This window comes from Rathayibacter tritici (assembly GCF_002932875.1).
GTDB lineage: Bacteria > Actinomycetota > Actinomycetes > Actinomycetales > Microbacteriaceae > Rathayibacter > Rathayibacter tritici.
Genome location: NZ_PSWS01000040.1, coordinates 1 through 16,034, shown reverse-complemented (window position 1 = coordinate 16,034; position 16,034 = coordinate 1). Strand labels below are relative to the sequence as shown.

Sequence of the window (16,034 nt, the reverse complement as noted above, 5' to 3'; positions counted from 1 at the left end):
GCGCCGAGAGGAGCCGCCGTGCCCGAGGGTGACACCGTCTACCGGTCCGCGCACAACCTTGCCGAGGCGCTCGACGGCGAGGTCCTGACCCGATGCGACGTCCGCGTGCCGACGTACGCGACGGTCGACCTCACGGGCGAGACGATCGACGCGGTCGTCTCCCGTGGCAAGCACCTGCTGATGCGGGTCGGGGACGCACTGATCCACTCCCACCTCAAGATGGAGGGCAGCTGGCATCTCTACGCCCGCGGCGGAGGCGAGCGACCGACGTGGCACCGGCCCGCGTTCCAGGCCCGGATCGTCCTCGAAACCGAGGACTGGCAGGCGGTCGGCTTCGACCTCGGGCTCCTCGAGATCGTGCCGCGCGCGGCCGAGGAGGACGTGGTCGGCTACCTCGGCCCCGACCTGCTCGGCGCCGACTGGAACCCGGACGAGGCCCTGCGCCGCCTCTCCGCCGACCCGGCGCGCCCGATCGGCCTCGCCCTGCTCGACCAGCGGATCATGGCCGGTCTCGGCAACGTCTACCGGGCGGAGCTGTGCTTCTTGCGCGGCGTGCTGCCCACGCGCCCCGTCGCCGAGAGCGGGGACCTCGTGCGCACCATCGCCCTCGCGAAGCGGCTGATCACCGTCAATCGGGAGCGGATCGAGCGCACCACGACCGGCAACCTGCGCCCCGGCCAGCAGCTGTGGGTCTACGGACGCGACCGCCGCCCCTGCCGCCGGTGCGGCACTCCGATCGCGCGCGGCGAACTCGGCGATGACGAGCTCCAGCTGCGGGTCACCTACTGGTGCCCGCACTGCCAGAGTTGATCCGCTACTCCTCGACTGCCGAGCGGCGCCCGGGGACGTGCTTCTCGTGGATTCCGACGTCCGTCAGGCGCTCGATGCGGTCGACGTGGCGGCCCGGCTCACCGGCATCGGCCACGATCCAACTGCCGACCAGCAGGAACGCGTCCCGACCACCGGCCGTCAGCGGGCCCGTGATGGTGAACGATCCGAGCGCCGGAGTCGAGAAGGCCACGCGCACCGGGTCCCCGTGTTCGAGGCCCGCTGCCGAGCGCTCGCCGCCGACCTCGTCGGCGTCCGGTGCCAACGCAATGCTCTGGATCTCGGTGCCGGTCCCGAGGAAGACGTCGGCGACGACGAGTTCGCCGCCGACCGCCTGACGGACGACCCCCTCGATCCCGTAGAGGCCGTAGCGCGGCGAGCGGACAAGGACCCGGACCGAGTCGCCGATCGCGATCTCGGCGAGCGCGCCGCGGATCGAGGCGACATCCCTCCGCGCAGGAGGGGCGGACAGAGCGTCGAGGATCGGGCTGGACATCCGATCAGGGTAGCCGCTCCGGGAGCGGGCCCGCCCGAGAGCGTGGCCGCTCCGGCACGCCCCCGGAAACACCGAAAGCCCCGCGTGAGCAGGGCCTTCGGACGGAGCGGAGTCGGTGGGATTTGAACCCACGGAACCCAATAAAGGGTTCTCCACCTTAGCAGGGTGGTGCACTCGACCGGACTATGCGACGACTCCTGAGCGCCCGCTGGCGGACGCACGACGACCATCATAACCGCACCCGCGAGGGCCCCGCGACACGGGCGCACGCCTCCGCGCCGGACTGGGGCGACGGCCCCGGAAGCCGTGCTGCTACTGGTCCGAGAGCGTGCGGCCGATCGTGCAAGTCTCCTGCTGCGCGGTCTGGCCGGAGACATCGCTCGGGAGGGTGACCGGCCCGTCGGGCGCGGTCGTCGCGGGAGCCTGGGGCGTCGCGGCGGGCACCTGGGTCGCGGTGGGCGCCGGATCGGTCGACTGCGAGCCGCCGCCGGTCGTACCGCTCAGGGCGATCGGCTGGTCCGCGAGGAGCGCGGCGTTCAGCGCCGCCGCCGCATCCCCACTCGGATACACGCCGTTGCCGTCGACGTACGTTGGGTACTGCACGAAGACCACCTTCGCGAGATCGACGTCCTTCACGGCCAGGCCGATCGACACCAGGGTGTTCACGTTCTCGAGCGAGGTCGAGAGCTGCATATTCGAGACGGCCGCCTTCGCGAGGCCGTAGAGATTGACCGGATTCGACAGGGTCGACGCGCTCTTCACCTTGCGCACGAGGGACGAGAGGTAGACCTGCTGGCTCGAGATGCGGGTGAGGTCGCTGCCATCGCCGACTCCGTGGCGAGTACGCAGGAACGCCAGCGCCTCGGCACCGACGAGGGTGTGGGTGCCCGCGTCGAGGTTCAGGCCCGTGTACTCGTCCTGGATCGGCGTCGCCACGCAGACGTCGACTCCGCCCACGGCGTTGGACATTTCGATGACACCCTCGAACTGGATCAGGGCCGCGTAGGGGATCTGCAGCCCGGTCAGCTGCTCCACCGTCTTCACGGTGCAGGCCAGCCCGCCCGCTTCGAGCGAGGTGTTGATCTTCGCCGAGTCCACGGCGCCCGAGACGGCTCCGGTCTTCGGGTCGGTGCAGGAGGGGATCGGGACGTACAGGTCCCGAGGGAAACTGACTACCTCGACGGTGGAGTGGTCGGCCGAGATGTGCATGAGCATAGTGACGTCGTTGAGGTTCTCGGCCCGGTCGCCGAAAGCGCCCGCCGCCGACCCGTCCGCACTGTCGCTGCCGGCGAGCAGGATGTTGACGCCGCCCTGGATCGCCCCGATCTCGGGGACCGTGCCGCCGCCCGCGCCGAGGTCGACGGAGGGACGCGCGCTGCCGGCGATCAGCGAGGCGGCGATGGCCACGATGCAGACGGCGCTGAGCAGGCCCACACCCGCGCAGGCCGCGAGGACCCGTACGGCGAAACGCACTCCGCTCTGCCGTCGCAGGCGGCCGTGCCGTGCTGCGGTGGTCCGGGTGGACGCGCGTTCGCTCATCGGGTCGTACTCTCTCTCGGCTGCAGGACGCGGGTCGTCCCGGAGTCAGCGCACGAGGTGGAGCGCAGCTGTGCCGCCGCCCGCCCTCGCCTCAGCCGAAGAATCCGACCGAGCAGGTCTGCTGGTCGGCACTTTGGCCGGTCACCGAGTCTGGCAGGGCAACCTTGGATCCGCCCTCGGGAGTCACTGCAGGAGCGCCCGGTGTCGCCTCCGCTGTCGCGAGCGGGTCGGCGGTCGCCGGTCCGGACGGAGCAGCGGTGCCGTCGGGAGCGGCTGCCTCGCCCTCCACGGTCGCGCCGGCGCCCGTCCCGCCGGTGATCGCGATCGGCTGATCGGTCTGCAGCGCGTTCGCCAGGACGTCGCCCGCGGCGCGGTCCGGCTCCACTCCGCTCGGGGTCGCCCCGGTCGGATACTGCGCGAAGACCACGTCCGCGAGGTCGACGTCCTTCAGTGCCAGCCCCATCTGGACCATCGTGTTCACGTTGTCGAGCCCGGTCGAGAGCGTCATGTTGCCCAGCGCCGCCTTCGCGAGCCCATAGAGCGCGACCGGGTTGAGGAGGGTGTCCGCGCTCTTGATCTGGCGCACCAGCGCCGAGAGGAACACCTGCTGGTTGCTGATACGGGTGAGGTCGCTGCCGTTGCCGATGCCGTGGCGGCTGCGGAGGAACTGCAGTGCGGCCATCCCCTTGAGCGAGTGCACGCCCGGCTCAAGGTAGGTGTTGGTGTAGGGGTCGGCGATCTCGGTCGCGACGCAGACATCGACTCCGCCGACTGCGTTCGACATTTCGATCACGCCGTTGAACTGGACGACCGCTCCGTAGTCAACCCGAACGCCCATCAGATCCTCGACGACACCCGCCACGCAGCCGAGGCTGACGTCCTTGCCCATCGCCTCATTGATCTTGGTGTCGTATCGAGCAGGGATTGTCTCGCCCGTCACCGCGTTCGCACACTCGGGGATGTCGACGTACATGTCGCGGGGGAAGCTCACCACGGTGGCGTTGCTGTGGTCGGCCGAGACGTGCATCAGCATGTTGACGTCGTTGAGGACACTCGTCTCCTCAGCGGGGTCTCCGTAAGCCTCGCCCTGGCCCTTGCGCGAGTCGCTGCCGACGACGAGGACGTTCAAACCGCCCTCCAGCGCGCCGATCTCCGGAGCACCTTCGGCCTGAATGCTGGACCCGCCGGCGCCCGGGTGCAGGTCGACCGAGGGCTGCACGGACCCCACGAGCAGGCTCGCCGCGAGCGCGATCACCGACACCGAGGCGACCAGGCCGACGCCGCCGACCAGAGCGGCTCCCTTCACCAGGGTCCGCCCGAGAGTGTGCCGTTTCTGGCGGCCGTGGCGGACGAAGGGCCGAGGCGCACGCGGAGTGTCGCGAGTCTGTGTCGTAGGGCCCGTGCGGCGCATCCGTCTCCCGGTGTCGAGGCGTCAGTGGTGCGAAGGTGAGGCCCTGGTATCGAGCGCGGGCATCCCGCAATCCTATACAGAGGGGTGGCGCGATCCGAAGGGAAGGCGGCGGGCCTCCGTCCCCGCGCGCCAGGCGGGGCTCCTCGGCTCGCTCGTGCCGGTCGCCGATTCGCCTGCGCCGAGCGCTAAAGTTCGACTGCCGGATCCGGGAGGGGTGAGCGGATCGGCTCGAGTCGACGTCGGCGGATCAGCACCACCCCGCAAAGGACGCGAGATGAACGACCAGCCCGCTCCGGAGAACGCTCACGAGGGCATGCGAGAAGACGGACCCCGCCGCGGACGATGGGTCGGCCTCGTGGTCGGCGCGGTCGCGGCCGCGGTTGTCCTCGTCGGCGCCGGGGTGCTGATCGGCTCGACCCTCGACCCTGGTGCCGGCGCCGCAGGGGCGGGAGTGACCGCCTCTCCGGCTCCGACTGGCCGCGCATCTACGGGCCCGACGACCGCCGCACCGCAGGAGGCTGCTCCGGAATCGATCCCGGCCTCAACGCCGACACCTCCGGACGTGCCCGGGCCGACGCCGAGCACGGCCGACGGCGGCGTGGCCTCGTGGATCATCGGCTTCGACGGAGTGGGGCCCCTCACCCTCGGCGCCGCGCTCCCGGAGGCTACCGCCGCCCTGGACGCGACGGGCCTCGCTCCCATCGAAGACGGGGAGTGCCCCTCCGACCACCGCAACCTGCCCGGCGACGGGAACGCCTGGATCCAGGTCGACGCGGACCCGTCCGGCTCGACGGTGGCCCTCGTCAGCGTGTGGGACCCGGCGGCCGACGGCGGCGTGCAAGCACCGGGCACCCTCCCCGCGACGGCGGAGGGGATCACCATCGGCTCCTCGGCGGCCGAGCTCCGTACTGCCTACCCCGAGCTCACGACCTGGCAGACCCTGTCCGACGAGCCCGGCTACGCGATCGACGACGACCGGGGACGGCGGATCTGGTTCCGGGTCGACGGCGCCTCCGACGTCGTGCAGGCGGTCTCCGTGTCGCAGAGCGACCGGTTCCCGGTCGGAGGCTGCGGCGTCTAGACGGGCGTGCCGGCCGGCACGCGGCCGGCCGGGCGGCGACACGGCTGTAAAGCGGAGGGCGTGGGATTCGAACCCACGAGACATCTCTGCCCACCAGTTATCGAGTCAGGTCAGCGGGCCGAAGTTCGCCCCGAGATGACAGTGCGATCCGCAGAACGGCGCGGATGTCGTCCCTTCCCGTCTCGGCCAATCTCGGGCCATACCCGCTCGTAATGGCACGCGCATGGCACGATCGGCGCCAGCAACTCGGGCCCCACCCTCGTGGAACACAAAAACGCCCCCTCGCCGTTCCCGAAGGAGTGGCGAGAGGGCGCCTTGAAGTTCTGTCCAGCGATTCAGGGATTTCGGTACAGCATGTCGTGGTTGCAGTTGTTCCGAAGAACGATCCGCCCCTCGTCCCAGTGGAAGGTGACGCGGTTACCGTTGTCGACGTATGCCTCGAAGACCGCTTCCTTCAAGCCCTTCATCTTGTGGGTGTGAAGGCCAGGGTGACGAGGGTTCTCCGCGAGCTGCCGGATGCACTCCTCGACCGCCTCACGCATGTGCTTCGGCTTCTTGCCAAGGACCTTCTTGAAGTTCGGCGTAACGCGGAAAGCGTGGCTCACTCGTCGGGCTCGTTCAGCCAGGCGATCAGGTCCTCCGCGGACTCGAAGTCCTGGTACTCACCGCTACGCAGTTCACGGAGTGCGATGCCTTCCTCGCGCTGCCACGCAGCAGTCCAGTAGTAGCCCTGGCTTCCGTGGGTGTCGACGGCCTTGTTCGTGGCAGCTCGCACACTCATCCCGAGCTTGGAGCCAGAAGACATCGCTCCTGACGCGAACGGACCGCGCGCGGCGTCCTGCGTGGGGTAGAGGTCCGAGAACTTTGCGCTCGCGGGCGAGTAGGTGATAGCGGACGCCGAGATCGCGACGGCGGTCGCTGCCTTCAAAGCGAAGGTGTTCATGGTTCTTCTTCAGTCTCCGGCTCGCTGGGCGGCTCGGTCAGGTTCAGGTAGTTGCTGATGACGTAATACAGCTCGATCATCCGCTCCCGCGAGCACACAAGCGACACGATCGGCTCCACCTTCAGCACTCGTTCGGCGTCAGACATTCCCGCTGCGGCGCTCTCGTCGGGAACGTACGGCGGTGCAACGTGCCCGAACGTCAGGTAGGCGCCATCGTTCTGGCGGTCAAGCACGGGCACACCCGGCTGGATGAGGATCTGGTTCCAGTACGTCGGCGCCATACCCTGCCGCGCCGACCAGTCGATGGAGAACGGGACGACGGCCTCGTCTTCAATGTCGGACATGACCGCCACCATACGCGACCTCTCCGTCGAGCAGCGGTCGGGTGTCGCGGGCCGACCATGCCCGTTAGAGTGCCGCGGCGAACGAGGTCGGCGTCCCTTCGTCGCCGACGAAGACCGGAGCTTCACGGACGGTCACGACCAATCTCCCGCGGTCAGATCCAGTGGCAGTGGCGGAAGGCGACGACAGCGCTCGGCCTGACACAGTTCCACCCGCACGACATCCGGCACGCCGGGCTCACCGCGGCAGCCCAGGCGGGGGCGACCCTGCGCGAGCTGATGGACCGCGCGGGGCACCGGACGGCGAAGGCGGCGATTCTCCACCAGCACGTCGGCGCCGAGCGCGGACAGGTCATCGCGGCGGGCATTGACGCGGTCCTCGCGGGTGGTTCTGACACCCGCTATGGCACGCAGATGGCACGATCCGACGAGGACGAGCTTCCGCTCCTGCCACTGCTCGCCGAGTGATCGATCCTCCGACCAGGGCTTTTTACCGGCGGAGGGCGTGGGATTCGAACCCACGAGACATCTCTGCCCACCAGTTTTCAAGACTGGCTCCATCGGCCGCTCGGACAGCCCTCCTCGCCGCTCCCGCAGGAGCGACACCCGATAGTAACCGCCTGGCGGGGGCCACCGGGCGAGTCGGAGGTGGACGGCGCGCGCCGGGCTCCGTCGCAACGAAGGCCGTGAGCCCCGATCGGCGGCGGTAACGGCTTCTGCCGCCCCACAGCCTTCGTTGCGCAGCGCCCCGCCTCAGCGCAGCGCCGAGAGCGCCACCGCCACGCCGTCCTGGTGCACAGACGGGATCACGGCGGACGCCACGGCGCGCACCTCGTCGGGCGCCTGGCCCATCGCGAGGCCCGAACCCTCGGCGCCGGCCCAGGTGAGCATCTCGATGTCGTTGCGGCCGTCGCCCAGCGCGACCACGTCGCTCCGCTCGATGCCCAGCTGTTCGCGAACGACCTCGAGCGCGGTGGACTTGTTGACGCCGTGCGGGGCGAGGTCGAGCCAGGCGGTCCAGCCGATCGCGTAGCTGACCTGGTGCAGACCCATCTCCTCGATCAGGGCCGCGAAGGCGTCGATGCCGGTCTCGGGCGAGATGACGACCACGCGGGTGCACAGCCGGCCGAGCAGATCCTCGAAGGGGACGCGGGCCGTCTCGGCGCCCATCACGGCGCCGCCGGGGAACGCTTCGGTGGAGAAGAAGGCGCCGTCCGCGTCCTCGATGGCGTAGTGCGCGGCGGGAAGGGAGCGGCGGATCGTCTCGAGGACATCCGACGGGTCGAAGGTCTCCACGGCCTCGGGGACGTACGTGCCGGAGGCGTCACGGCGGAGAGTCACGGCTCCGTTGCAGCAGATCACGAACTCGGGTGAGATGCCCAGCCGCTCGACGACGGGCAGGGTCGCAACGGGAGAGCGCCCAGTGGCGAGCATGACCTCGTCGCCCTGCGCGGCCACGCGGGTGATCGCGTCCGTCACCGCGCGGGTGATGGTGCCGTCCTCGTGCATGACGGTGCCGTCGATGTCGAGGGCGACGAGGCGGCGGCCGGAGGAGCGCGTGCTCACGAGACGGGCTCGAGCACCTCGAGGCCACCGAGGTGGGGCCGCAGCGACTCGGGGACGAACACCGAGCCGTCGGCCCGCTGGTGGGTTTCGAGGAGCGCGACGATCCAGCGGGTGGTCGCCAGGGTGCCGTTGAGCGTCGCGACCGGAGCTGTCTTGCCCGATTCGGTGCGGTAGCGGGTGTCGAGGCGGCGGGCCTGGAAGGTGGTGCAGTTGGAGGTGGAGGTCAGCTCGCGGTAGGTCTCCTGCGTGGGCACCCAGGCCTCGACGTCGAATTTGCGCGCGGCGCTCTGACCGAGATCGCCGGCCGCCGTGTCGATGACGCGGTAGTGCAGCCCGAGGCTCTGCAGGATGTCCTCCTGGTACGAGAGCAGGCGAGCGTGCTCCGCCTCCGCCTCCTCGGGGAGGGTGTAGACGAACATCTCGAGCTTGCTGAACTGGTGCACGCGGATGATGCCGCGAGTGTCGCGTCCGCCCGAGCCGGCCTCGCGGCGGTAGCAGGTGCTCCAACCCGCGTAGCGCTTCGCGCCACGGGAGAGGTCGAGGATCTCGTCCGCGTGGTATCCGGCGAGGGCGACCTCGCTGGTGCCGGTGAGGTACAGGTCATCGTCGCGGAGGCGGTACACCTCGTCGTCGTGCTCGCCGAGGAAGCCGGTGCCGTCCATGATCTCCGGGCGCACCAGCGTGGGCGTGATCAGCGGCGTGAAGCCTGCGGCGAGCGCCTTCTCGAGCCCGAGGTTCATCAGGGCGATCTCGAGGCGGGCGACGAGGCCCTTGAGGAAGTAGAAGCGCGCGCCGCTGACCTTGGCTCCGCGCTGCATGTCGATGCCGTCCAACAGCTCGCCCAGCTCGAGGTGATCGCGCGGGATGAAGTCGAAAATCGGGCGCTCGCCGACGGTCTTCACGAGCTCGAACGAGTCCTCGCCGCCCGCGGGGACGCCGTCGATGATCGGGTTGGCGATTCGCTTCACCAGCACGGTGAAGGCGTCGTCGGCATCCGAGGCCTCCTGCTGCGCCTGCTTGGCGGCGGCGGCGAGGCGCTGCGCTTGGGCGACCAGGGCCGCCTTCTCGTCCTTCGGCGCCTGGGCGACGGTCTTGCCGAAGGCGTTCTGCTCGGCACGCAGCCGCTCCGCCTCGGTGATCGCCGCACGGCGCGCCCGGTCGGCCTCGAGCGCGTCGTCGACCAGGTCGACGGAGTCGCCGCGCGCCTGCTGCGAGCGCTTGAGGATATCCGGGTTCTCGCGCAGAAGTACGGGATCAATCACCCCAGCAGTGTAGAGGAGGGCCGTGACGGGCCGCCTCCCGAGTGAACACCCCGGCTCGGCTGAGCATCGACCGCGAGGAGACATCCGATCGCATCGACGGCTGCGAATGTGTGACGTCCCCCCGAGAACGCCCCCCCCGTTCGACATCCCGCTCCCCCGAAGGCTCTCCCATGCACGCCACCCCCCTGCTCGACGCGACCCCCGGCATCGTCCTGGAGCGCGACGGTTCCGTCGCCCGGATCACCCTCAACCGCCCCGACGCCCTGAATGCGATCGACCTCGGCACCGCGCGCCTGCTGCTGCGCACCGTGGCCGACCTCGACGCGGAGTGCTCCGTCATCGTGATCGCGGCGGCCGGCCGCGCCTTCTGCACGGGCGGCGACATCTCGGCGATCATGGGCTCCGAGCACCCCGATCACTACCTGCGCGACGTCGCGACCACCACCGCCCAGGTGATCCGCCTGCTCGAGGACAGCCGCGCCGTCGTCGTCTGCGCGATCGACGGCATGGTCGCGGGCGCCGGTATCGCCTTCGCCCTCGCGGCGGACATCGTGATCGCGACACCCGCGGCCCTCTTCCTCAGCGCGTACGGAGACGTCGGGTTCGTTCCCGACGTCGGAGTCACCGCGGCGCTCCCCCGCGTCGTGGGTCGCCGCCGCGCCCTCGACTTCGTGCTCTCGGGCCGCCCGGTCCGCGCCGTCGAGGCGCTGGAGTGGCAGCTGGTCACCGAGGTCGTGCCGCGCGCCGACCTCGCCGGCCGCGTCGACGAGCGGGTGCGCGCGCTGGCCGCGAAGCCGGCGCACGTCGCGGCCGCCGCCCGCCGCCTCCTGCGCACGGACCCACTCGACCGCGCCGAGCGGGTCGTCGAGGAGACGGACATCCTGGTGGAGTTCCTGGCCGTGCCGGCGACGCGCACGCTTTTGGACGCCGAGCACGAGCGCCAGACGCGCCGGGCCGCCCGCGCGACCGCGTCGGTCTGACCCGGCGAGCGCCGGCCCCAGGCTCCGGGGCACAGCCGGACCCCGGCAGCGGCGTGCGCCTCACCGGGCGGCCGCCCGCGATCTCGGCTACGGTGGTCTGCGCGAAGGGGAGTAGTTCCCACCGTCCGCCTGCGCGGACGACGAGGCGCGTCGACATGCTGGTCCGGGACGATCCGGGCCCGGCGCGCCACCCCGGTTCCGGCCGGGGCGAACGAGACCTTCGGTCAGTCGACACACGTCCTGACCGCCCCTCTCGTGCGGGTCGGCGGGCCTACCCCGGGAGACCGCATGGCGAGCACCACCCCCAGCCCGACGCAGGTGCGCCGTTGGCGCCGCTACCTCGCCGACGAGCTCGCGGAGGCGTCCGTCTACCGCGACCTGGCCGGCCGCCGCACCGGCGAGGAGCGCGAGATCCTGCTCGCGCTGGCCGAGGCCGAGGGCCGGCACGAGGACCACTGGCGCGAGTTGCTCGGCCCCGCCGCGGAGCCCGCGCCCCGCGCCGACCTGCGCACCCGCTTCCTCGGCCTTCTGACCCGGCGCTTCGGCTCCGTCTTCGTGCTCGCGCTGATCCAGCGCGCCGAGGCCCGCTCGCCCTACGCCGACGACGACGACGCGACGGAGGCGATGGCCGCCGACGAGCGGATCCACGGCGAGGTCGTCCGCGGTCTCGCCGAGCGCGGCCGCAACCGCCTCTCCGGCACCTTCCGCGCGGCCGTCTTCGGCGCGAACGACGGCCTGGTCTCCAACCTCGCGCTCGTGCTGGGAGTCGGGGCGAGCGGAGTCGCGACGAGCGTCGTCCTGCTGACCGGCATCGCGGGCCTGCTGGCCGGCGCGCTCTCGATGGGCGCGGGCGAGTTCGTCTCGGTGCGCTCGCAGCGCGAGCTGCTCTCGGCCTCGAGCCCCGACCTCGATGCGAACCGCGTCGTCCCCGACCTGGACGTGGACGCGAACGAACTCGCCCTGGTCTACCGCGCGCGGGGGATGACGCAGGAGCAGGCGGACGCGCGCGCCGCCTCCGTCTTCACCGGCCTGCGCGGCGGCGCAGTCACCTCACCGATCACGCTCGGCGGCCCGGCGGGCGACCCGGACGTGGATGAGCACGAGTCGGTCGGTACGGGCATGGGCGCGGGGCTCTCGAGCTTCTGCTTCTTCGCCTCGGGGGCGATCATCCCGGTGCTGCCCTACCTGCTCGGCTTGACCGGGTTCGGCGCCGTCCTCGTCGCGTGCCTCCTGGTCGGGATCGCCCTGCTCGCCACCGGTGCCGTTGTCGGGCTGCTCTCGGGTGCTCCGCCCCTGGCCCGCGCGCTGCGCCAGCTCGGCATCGGCTACGGCGCCGCGCTGGTCACCTACCTGCTGGGCCTGCTCTTCGGCGCGACCGGAGTGTGAGTGCCGGCCTCGAGTAGCTGCGCGGCCTCGCCCGACACCTCCGCCCGGGGGCGCACGACGACGCCGCGCCAGCGCAGCGCGGCCACTCCGACCGCGAGGAGCAGCGACGCCGGCAGGCAGCCCAGCAGCGGGATGCAGGAGTAGTAGAGGAGCTGCCGCTGGATCCACGCCGGCGAGGGCACGTCGGAGTCGCCGTAGTACGGCGGGGGCGGTGAGGAGTAGCCCGTGTAGAGCAGCGCGAGGCCGATCGCGGATCCTGCGAGACCGGCGAGCAGGAGCACGAGCAGCCACGGGTTGCGCAGGAGCGGAGCCTCGCGGGCGGGCTCCGCTGGCGCCTGCTGGCCGGGGTCTTCCGGTTCCGGCAGGGGTACGGAGGCGGTTTCTGCGCCGATGCGGTGGGAGCGGCGGCCGGCGGCGGCTCCCGCGATGTCGGGCAGGGGCAGGATGCGCCGCGGGACCGCCGACGAGTCGGGGCGGACCAGATGCGGGGGCGCAGAGGCCGAATCGGGAGCGACGGCCGCACCGGGAGGAGACCCGGCGGTGGCCGCACCCGTGCCGGGCCTCGCGAAGGCGCGCTCGTCACCGCGCAGCCGATCCACTCCGCCGGAGAATCCGCGCTGGAAGGCCGGGTCGTACCGCGGATCGACCTGCTCGCCGTCGTCAGTCATCGTCGCGATCCGTCATCGTCGTCTCCGGTCATCGTCGACCTCCAGCCTGTGGGAGAGGATCCCGTGCAGCCACTCGCGGGCCTCGAGGAACACGTCGTCGTCGTAGCGTCGCACGGAGGTGACGGGGCGGCGGTCAGCGCGCGGGTACGAACCGAGGAAGATCACCTTCGGGCTGAAGCGCCGCAGACCCATCAGCGCGTCGGCGACCCGCTCGTCCTGCACATGGCCGTCGAGGTCGATCACGAACCGGTACCGGCCCAGCGCATCGCCGATCGGCCGCGACTGGATCATGCTCAGGTTCACCCCGCGGGTCGCGAACTGCTCCAGCATGTCCAGCAGCGCACCCGGTTGGTCGGCCGGGAGCTCGGCGATCACGCTCGTCTTATCGGCACCCGTGGGCTCGGGCAGCGCGTGAGAGCGCGAGACGTGCACGAAGCGGGTCACGGCGTTCAGGTTGTCGCCGATCCGCTCGGCGAGCACCGCCACGTCGTGGTGCGTGAGGATGCCGGGCGGAGCGATCGCCGCCTGCGCGGGCGACCCGCTCAGCAGGTCGACGGTGGCCTGGACGTTGCTCGACGCGGGCAGGTGCTCGTGGCTGGGGATCTCCCGGTCCAGCCACACCCGGCACTGCCCGTAGGCGACCGGATGCGCGGCGACCGTGCGCACGTCCTCGAGCCGCGTTTCCGGGCGACCGACCAGGATGAATGACACCGGCACCAGGTATTCGCCGACGATGCGCAGCCCCGGGATCCGCGCCAGCGCGTCCTGCGCGGCCGTCACTCCGCCCTCCACCGAATTCTCGATCGCGATGACCGCGCCGTCGCTGCGACCGGTGACCAGATCGCTCAGCGCCTCGCCCACGTTCGCGACGCTGCGCCACAGCTGCCCGCGCGCCTCCGGAACCTGCGCGAGGGCCGCCTCCGTGAACGTGCCGCTGGGTCCGAGATAGCTGTACGTACGGGACTCGGGGACACTGTCGGGCATGGCGCAAGCCTAGCCAGCCGCGGTACCCCTGGAAGCGGCCGTACTGCCACTATGGACGGCATGACCGCTCAAGCAGGGAAGCCGGCGCAGGCCTCCGATCTCATCGACGTCGAGGCCCTCGTCAGGGCGTACCACGAGAAGAAACCGGATGTCGCCGACCCGGCGCAGAAGGTGGTCTTCGGCACCTCCGGCCACCGCGGCTCCGCGTTCGACACGGCCTTCAACGAGGACCACATCGCCGCCGTCACGCAGGCGATCGTCGAGTACCGGACCGAGCAGGGCATCACCGGTCCGCTCTTCATCGGCGCCGACACCCATGCGCTCTCGCGTCCGGCGCTGACCACCGCGCTCGAGGTGCTGGTGGGCAATCAGGTGCGCGTGCTGGTCGATGAGTTCGACGACTTCGTGCCGACCCCCGCGCTCAGCCACGCGATTCTCCGCTACAACAACGACCCGGCCCACACCGACCGCGCGGACGGCATCGTGGTCACCCCCTCGCACAATCCGCCCCGCGACGGCGGCTTCAAGTACAACCCGCCGCACGGCGGACCGGCCGACTCCGACGCGACGACGTGGATCGCGAACCGCGCGAACGAACTCATCGCCGACGGCAACCGCGGCGTGACCTCGGCCGAGCCCTCCGCGGTCGAAACCTACGACTACCGCACGCACTACGTCGCAGACCTGGCGACCATCATCGACCTCGACGCGATCAAAAAGGCGGGCGTGCGGATCGGGGCCGACCCGCTCGGCGGCGCCTCGGTGCACTACTGGCAGCTGATCGCCGAGATGTACGAGCTCGACCTGACCGTCGTCAACGGCGAGGTCGACCCGGCGTGGGGCTTCATGACCCTCGACTGGGACGGCAAGATCCGGATGGACCCGTCCTCCCCCAGCGCGATGGCCTCGGTGGTCGCGCGCGCCGGCGACTTCGACATCCTTACCGGCAATGACGCGGACGCCGACCGCCACGGCATCGTCACCCCCGACGGCGGGCTGATGAACCCCAACCACTACCTCGCCGTCGCGATCGACTACCTCTACCGCCACCGCACGGGCTGGCGCGAGGACGCGGCGATCGGCAAGACGCTGGTGTCCTCGTCGATCATCGATCGGGTGGCCGAGTCTCTGGGCCGGCGCCTCTGGGAGGTCCCGGTGGGCTTCAAGTGGTTCGTGCCCGGGCTGGTCGACGGCTCGGTCGGCTTCGGCGGCGAGGAGTCGGCTGGCGCGTCCTTCCTCCGCTTCGACGGCACCGTCTGGACCACGGACAAGGACGGCATCCTGTTGGCGCTGCTCGCCTCGGAGATCGTCGCTGTCACGGGGAAGAGCCCGTCGGCGCTGTACCGCGAGCTGACCGAGCGCTTCGGCGACCCCGTCTACGAGCGCGTGGACGCGGTGGCGACGAAGGCGCAGAAGGCCGCGCTCGGCAAGCTCGACGGCGACGCAATCGCGGCGACGACGCTCGCCGGGTCCGAGATCACGGCGAAGCTCTCGAAGGCGCCCGGCAACGGCGCGGCCGTCGGAGGAGTCAAGGTCGTCACCGAGGACGCGTGGTTCGCCGCGCGCCCCTCCGGCACGGAAGACGTCTACAAGATCTACGCCGAGAGCTTCCGCGGCCTCGACCACCTGCACGAGGTCCAGGCCGAGGCGCGCACGATCGTCGACGCCGCGCTCAACTCCTAGCTCACCGCACTCTCCGCCCACGGAGTGCCGCGCGGACGAGGGCGACGACAGCGGGGAGGTCGGGGAGGTCGTCGGCGGTGAGCTCGATGACGTGCCAACCCGCGGCGCGGAGGCGTCCCATCCGCGCGCGGTCGCGACGCCAACGGCCTTTCTCGACGCGGTGGTAGTCGCCGTGGTACTCGATCACGACGCGGGCCCAGGCGATGCAGAGGTCGACGCGGGCGAGGAACACGCCCGCCCGGTCGCGGATCTCGACGTTCGCCTCGACACCGGCGATCCCGGCGAGGACCAGTGCGACGCGCACCAGCGACTCGGGACGCGACTCCGCCCGCCCGTCGAGCAGGGGCAGCGCCCGCCGCAGAGCGCGCAGGCCGCGCCGACTCGGGTAGTGATCGACGGCTGCCGCGAGTCCCAGCGCATCGACGAGTCGGGCATGCAGGAAAAAGTCGCCGACCGCAACGAGATCGGCGAGCGGGAGCATTGTGCCCAGGTCGCACCAGGTCCGCTCGGGTCTGGTCAGCCGGCCGCGGCGGCCGGCGAGGACGTCCCCGGGCCCGAGGCGGAGGGAGCGCCCCGCGAGCCCGGCGGCGTGTGGTGCCCGCGCCGGTGCCTCGACGGCGACGTCGATGGTCGTCCGCTTCTCCCAGCGAAGGTCGAGGGGCGCGCCCCAGAGCAGCGCCGCAGTGGGCCCGCAGACGAAGGCGTGCTCGCCGAGACGGAGGAGGAGCGCTGCGCATCGGTCGACCAGCGCCGTGGCGGGCACGACCGACCGCATCCCGTACACCGGGGCGTCGATCCTGCGCATCGCCGCCCGCGACAGCCCCGCCGCGGACCCCTCCGCCACCCTGAACACGCCGTCCCTCACG

At 71.1% G+C, this 16,034-nt stretch carries 17 protein-coding genes and 2 tRNA genes; 6 read left to right on the top strand and 13 right to left on the bottom strand.

What is annotated here, in order from left to right:
- The first annotated feature begins 18 nt into the window (after positions 1–18).
- A complete protein-coding gene (locus C5D07_RS06230; RefSeq protein ID WP_104258959.1) occupies positions 19–810 on the top strand; it encodes a DNA-formamidopyrimidine glycosylase family protein in 792 nt (263 codons plus the stop codon).
- 4 nt (positions 811–814) lie between these two features.
- On the opposite strand, the gene C5D07_RS06225 is transcribed toward C5D07_RS06230, so the two are convergent.
- From C5D07_RS06225 to C5D07_RS06210, 4 genes are all read right to left on the bottom strand, one after another.
- Positions 815–1,324 carry a hypothetical protein gene (locus C5D07_RS06225; protein WP_104258958.1) on the bottom strand — a complete coding sequence of 170 codons (510 nt, stop codon included), beginning with the start codon at positions 1,322–1,324 and terminating at the stop codon, positions 815–817.
- Positions 1,325–1,431: 107 nt separating this feature from the next.
- Positions 1,432–1,522 (bottom strand) — tRNA-Ser (locus C5D07_RS06220).
- Positions 1,523–1,636: 114 nt separating this feature from the next.
- A complete protein-coding gene (locus C5D07_RS06215; protein ID WP_068251373.1) occupies positions 1,637–2,863 on the bottom strand; it encodes an LCP family protein in 1,227 nt (408 codons plus the stop codon).
- Positions 2,864–2,954: 91 nt separating this feature from the next.
- Positions 2,955–4,169 carry an LCP family protein gene (locus C5D07_RS06210; protein WP_249028186.1) on the bottom strand — a complete coding sequence of 405 codons (1,215 nt, stop codon included), beginning with the start codon at positions 4,167–4,169 and terminating at the stop codon, positions 2,955–2,957.
- A gap of 379 nt (positions 4,170–4,548) precedes the next feature.
- On the opposite strand from C5D07_RS06210, the gene C5D07_RS06205 reads away from it, so the two are divergent.
- Entirely contained in the window at positions 4,549–5,355 is an 807-nt protein-coding gene (locus C5D07_RS06205; RefSeq protein ID WP_068251367.1) for a hypothetical protein, read from the top strand.
- Between the two features lie 335 nt (positions 5,356–5,690).
- Here C5D07_RS06205 and C5D07_RS06200 read toward each other — a convergent pair whose 3' ends face one another.
- The 3 genes from C5D07_RS06200 to C5D07_RS06190 are packed head-to-tail and all read right to left on the bottom strand — an operon-like array spanning position 5,691 to position 6,642.
- The gene (locus tag C5D07_RS06200) at positions 5,691–5,960 is read right to left on the bottom strand and encodes a hypothetical protein (RefSeq protein WP_084415771.1); all 270 of its coding nucleotides are present in this window, start codon (positions 5,958–5,960) and stop codon (positions 5,691–5,693) included.
- Entirely contained in the window at positions 5,957–6,298 is a 342-nt protein-coding gene (locus tag C5D07_RS06195) for a hypothetical protein (RefSeq protein WP_068251364.1), read from the bottom strand. Before C5D07_RS06195 ends, C5D07_RS06200 begins: the two co-directional genes overlap by 4 nt.
- Positions 6,295–6,642 (bottom strand): hypothetical protein, encoded by a 348-nt coding sequence (locus tag C5D07_RS06190; protein ID WP_146076693.1) that lies wholly within the window; start codon positions 6,640–6,642, stop codon positions 6,295–6,297. The genes C5D07_RS06195 and C5D07_RS06190 overlap by 4 nt, the downstream gene beginning before the upstream one ends.
- 57 nt (positions 6,643–6,699) lie before the next feature.
- Between C5D07_RS06190 and C5D07_RS16245 the strand changes: the two genes are divergently transcribed.
- Entirely contained in the window at positions 6,700–7,107 is a 408-nt protein-coding gene (locus C5D07_RS16245; protein ID WP_104258955.1) for a tyrosine-type recombinase/integrase, read from the top strand.
- A gap of 29 nt (positions 7,108–7,136) precedes the next feature.
- Here C5D07_RS16245 and C5D07_RS06180 read toward each other — a convergent pair.
- The 3 genes from C5D07_RS06180 to serS form a co-directional block, all read right to left on the bottom strand.
- Positions 7,137–7,221, bottom strand: a tRNA-Ser gene (locus C5D07_RS06180).
- A gap of 171 nt (positions 7,222–7,392) precedes the next feature.
- Positions 7,393–8,205: an HAD family hydrolase gene (locus tag C5D07_RS06175; protein WP_249028185.1), complete on the bottom strand. Its 813-nt coding sequence runs from the start codon at positions 8,203–8,205 to the stop codon at positions 7,393–7,395.
- A complete protein-coding gene (gene serS, locus C5D07_RS06170; RefSeq protein WP_068251357.1) occupies positions 8,202–9,467 on the bottom strand; it encodes a serine--tRNA ligase in 1,266 nt (421 codons plus the stop codon). The genes C5D07_RS06175 and serS overlap by 4 nt, the downstream gene beginning before the upstream one ends.
- Before the next feature lie 170 nt (positions 9,468–9,637).
- Between serS and C5D07_RS06165 the strand changes: the two genes are divergently transcribed.
- Both C5D07_RS06165 and C5D07_RS06160 read left to right on the top strand, forming a co-directional pair.
- Positions 9,638–10,447, top strand: a complete 810-nt coding sequence (locus tag C5D07_RS06165; RefSeq protein ID WP_068251355.1) for an enoyl-CoA hydratase/isomerase family protein — start codon at positions 9,638–9,640, stop codon at positions 10,445–10,447.
- Positions 10,448–10,735: 288 nt separating this feature from the next.
- A complete protein-coding gene (locus C5D07_RS06160) occupies positions 10,736–11,833 on the top strand; it encodes a VIT1/CCC1 transporter family protein (RefSeq protein ID WP_068251353.1) in 1,098 nt (365 codons plus the stop codon).
- Here the strand turns inward: C5D07_RS06160 and C5D07_RS06155 are convergent.
- Together C5D07_RS06155 and pheA are read right to left on the bottom strand one after the other, a co-directional pair.
- Positions 11,794–12,501, bottom strand: coding sequence for a hypothetical protein (locus tag C5D07_RS06155; RefSeq protein ID WP_104258954.1), 708 nt, complete (start codon positions 12,499–12,501; stop codon positions 11,794–11,796). The genes C5D07_RS06160 and C5D07_RS06155 overlap by 40 nt on opposite strands.
- Before the next feature lie 12 nt (positions 12,502–12,513).
- On the bottom strand, positions 12,514–13,485 hold the full coding sequence (gene pheA / locus C5D07_RS06150) for a prephenate dehydratase (RefSeq protein ID WP_104258953.1): 972 nt from the start codon (positions 13,483–13,485) through the stop codon (positions 12,514–12,516).
- Between the two features lie 60 nt (positions 13,486–13,545).
- Here pheA and pgm point away from each other — a divergent pair, with 60 nt between their 5' ends.
- Positions 13,546–15,168, top strand: a complete 1,623-nt coding sequence (pgm, locus tag C5D07_RS06145; RefSeq protein WP_104258978.1) for a phosphoglucomutase (alpha-D-glucose-1,6-bisphosphate-dependent) — start codon at positions 13,546–13,548, stop codon at positions 15,166–15,168.
- A 1-nt stretch (position 15,169) separates the two neighbouring features.
- Here pgm and C5D07_RS06140 read toward each other — a convergent pair whose 3' ends face one another.
- Positions 15,170–15,931, bottom strand: a complete 762-nt coding sequence (locus C5D07_RS06140) for an endonuclease domain-containing protein (RefSeq protein ID WP_211286353.1) — start codon at positions 15,929–15,931, stop codon at positions 15,170–15,172.
- Positions 15,932–16,034 lie beyond the last annotated feature (103 nt).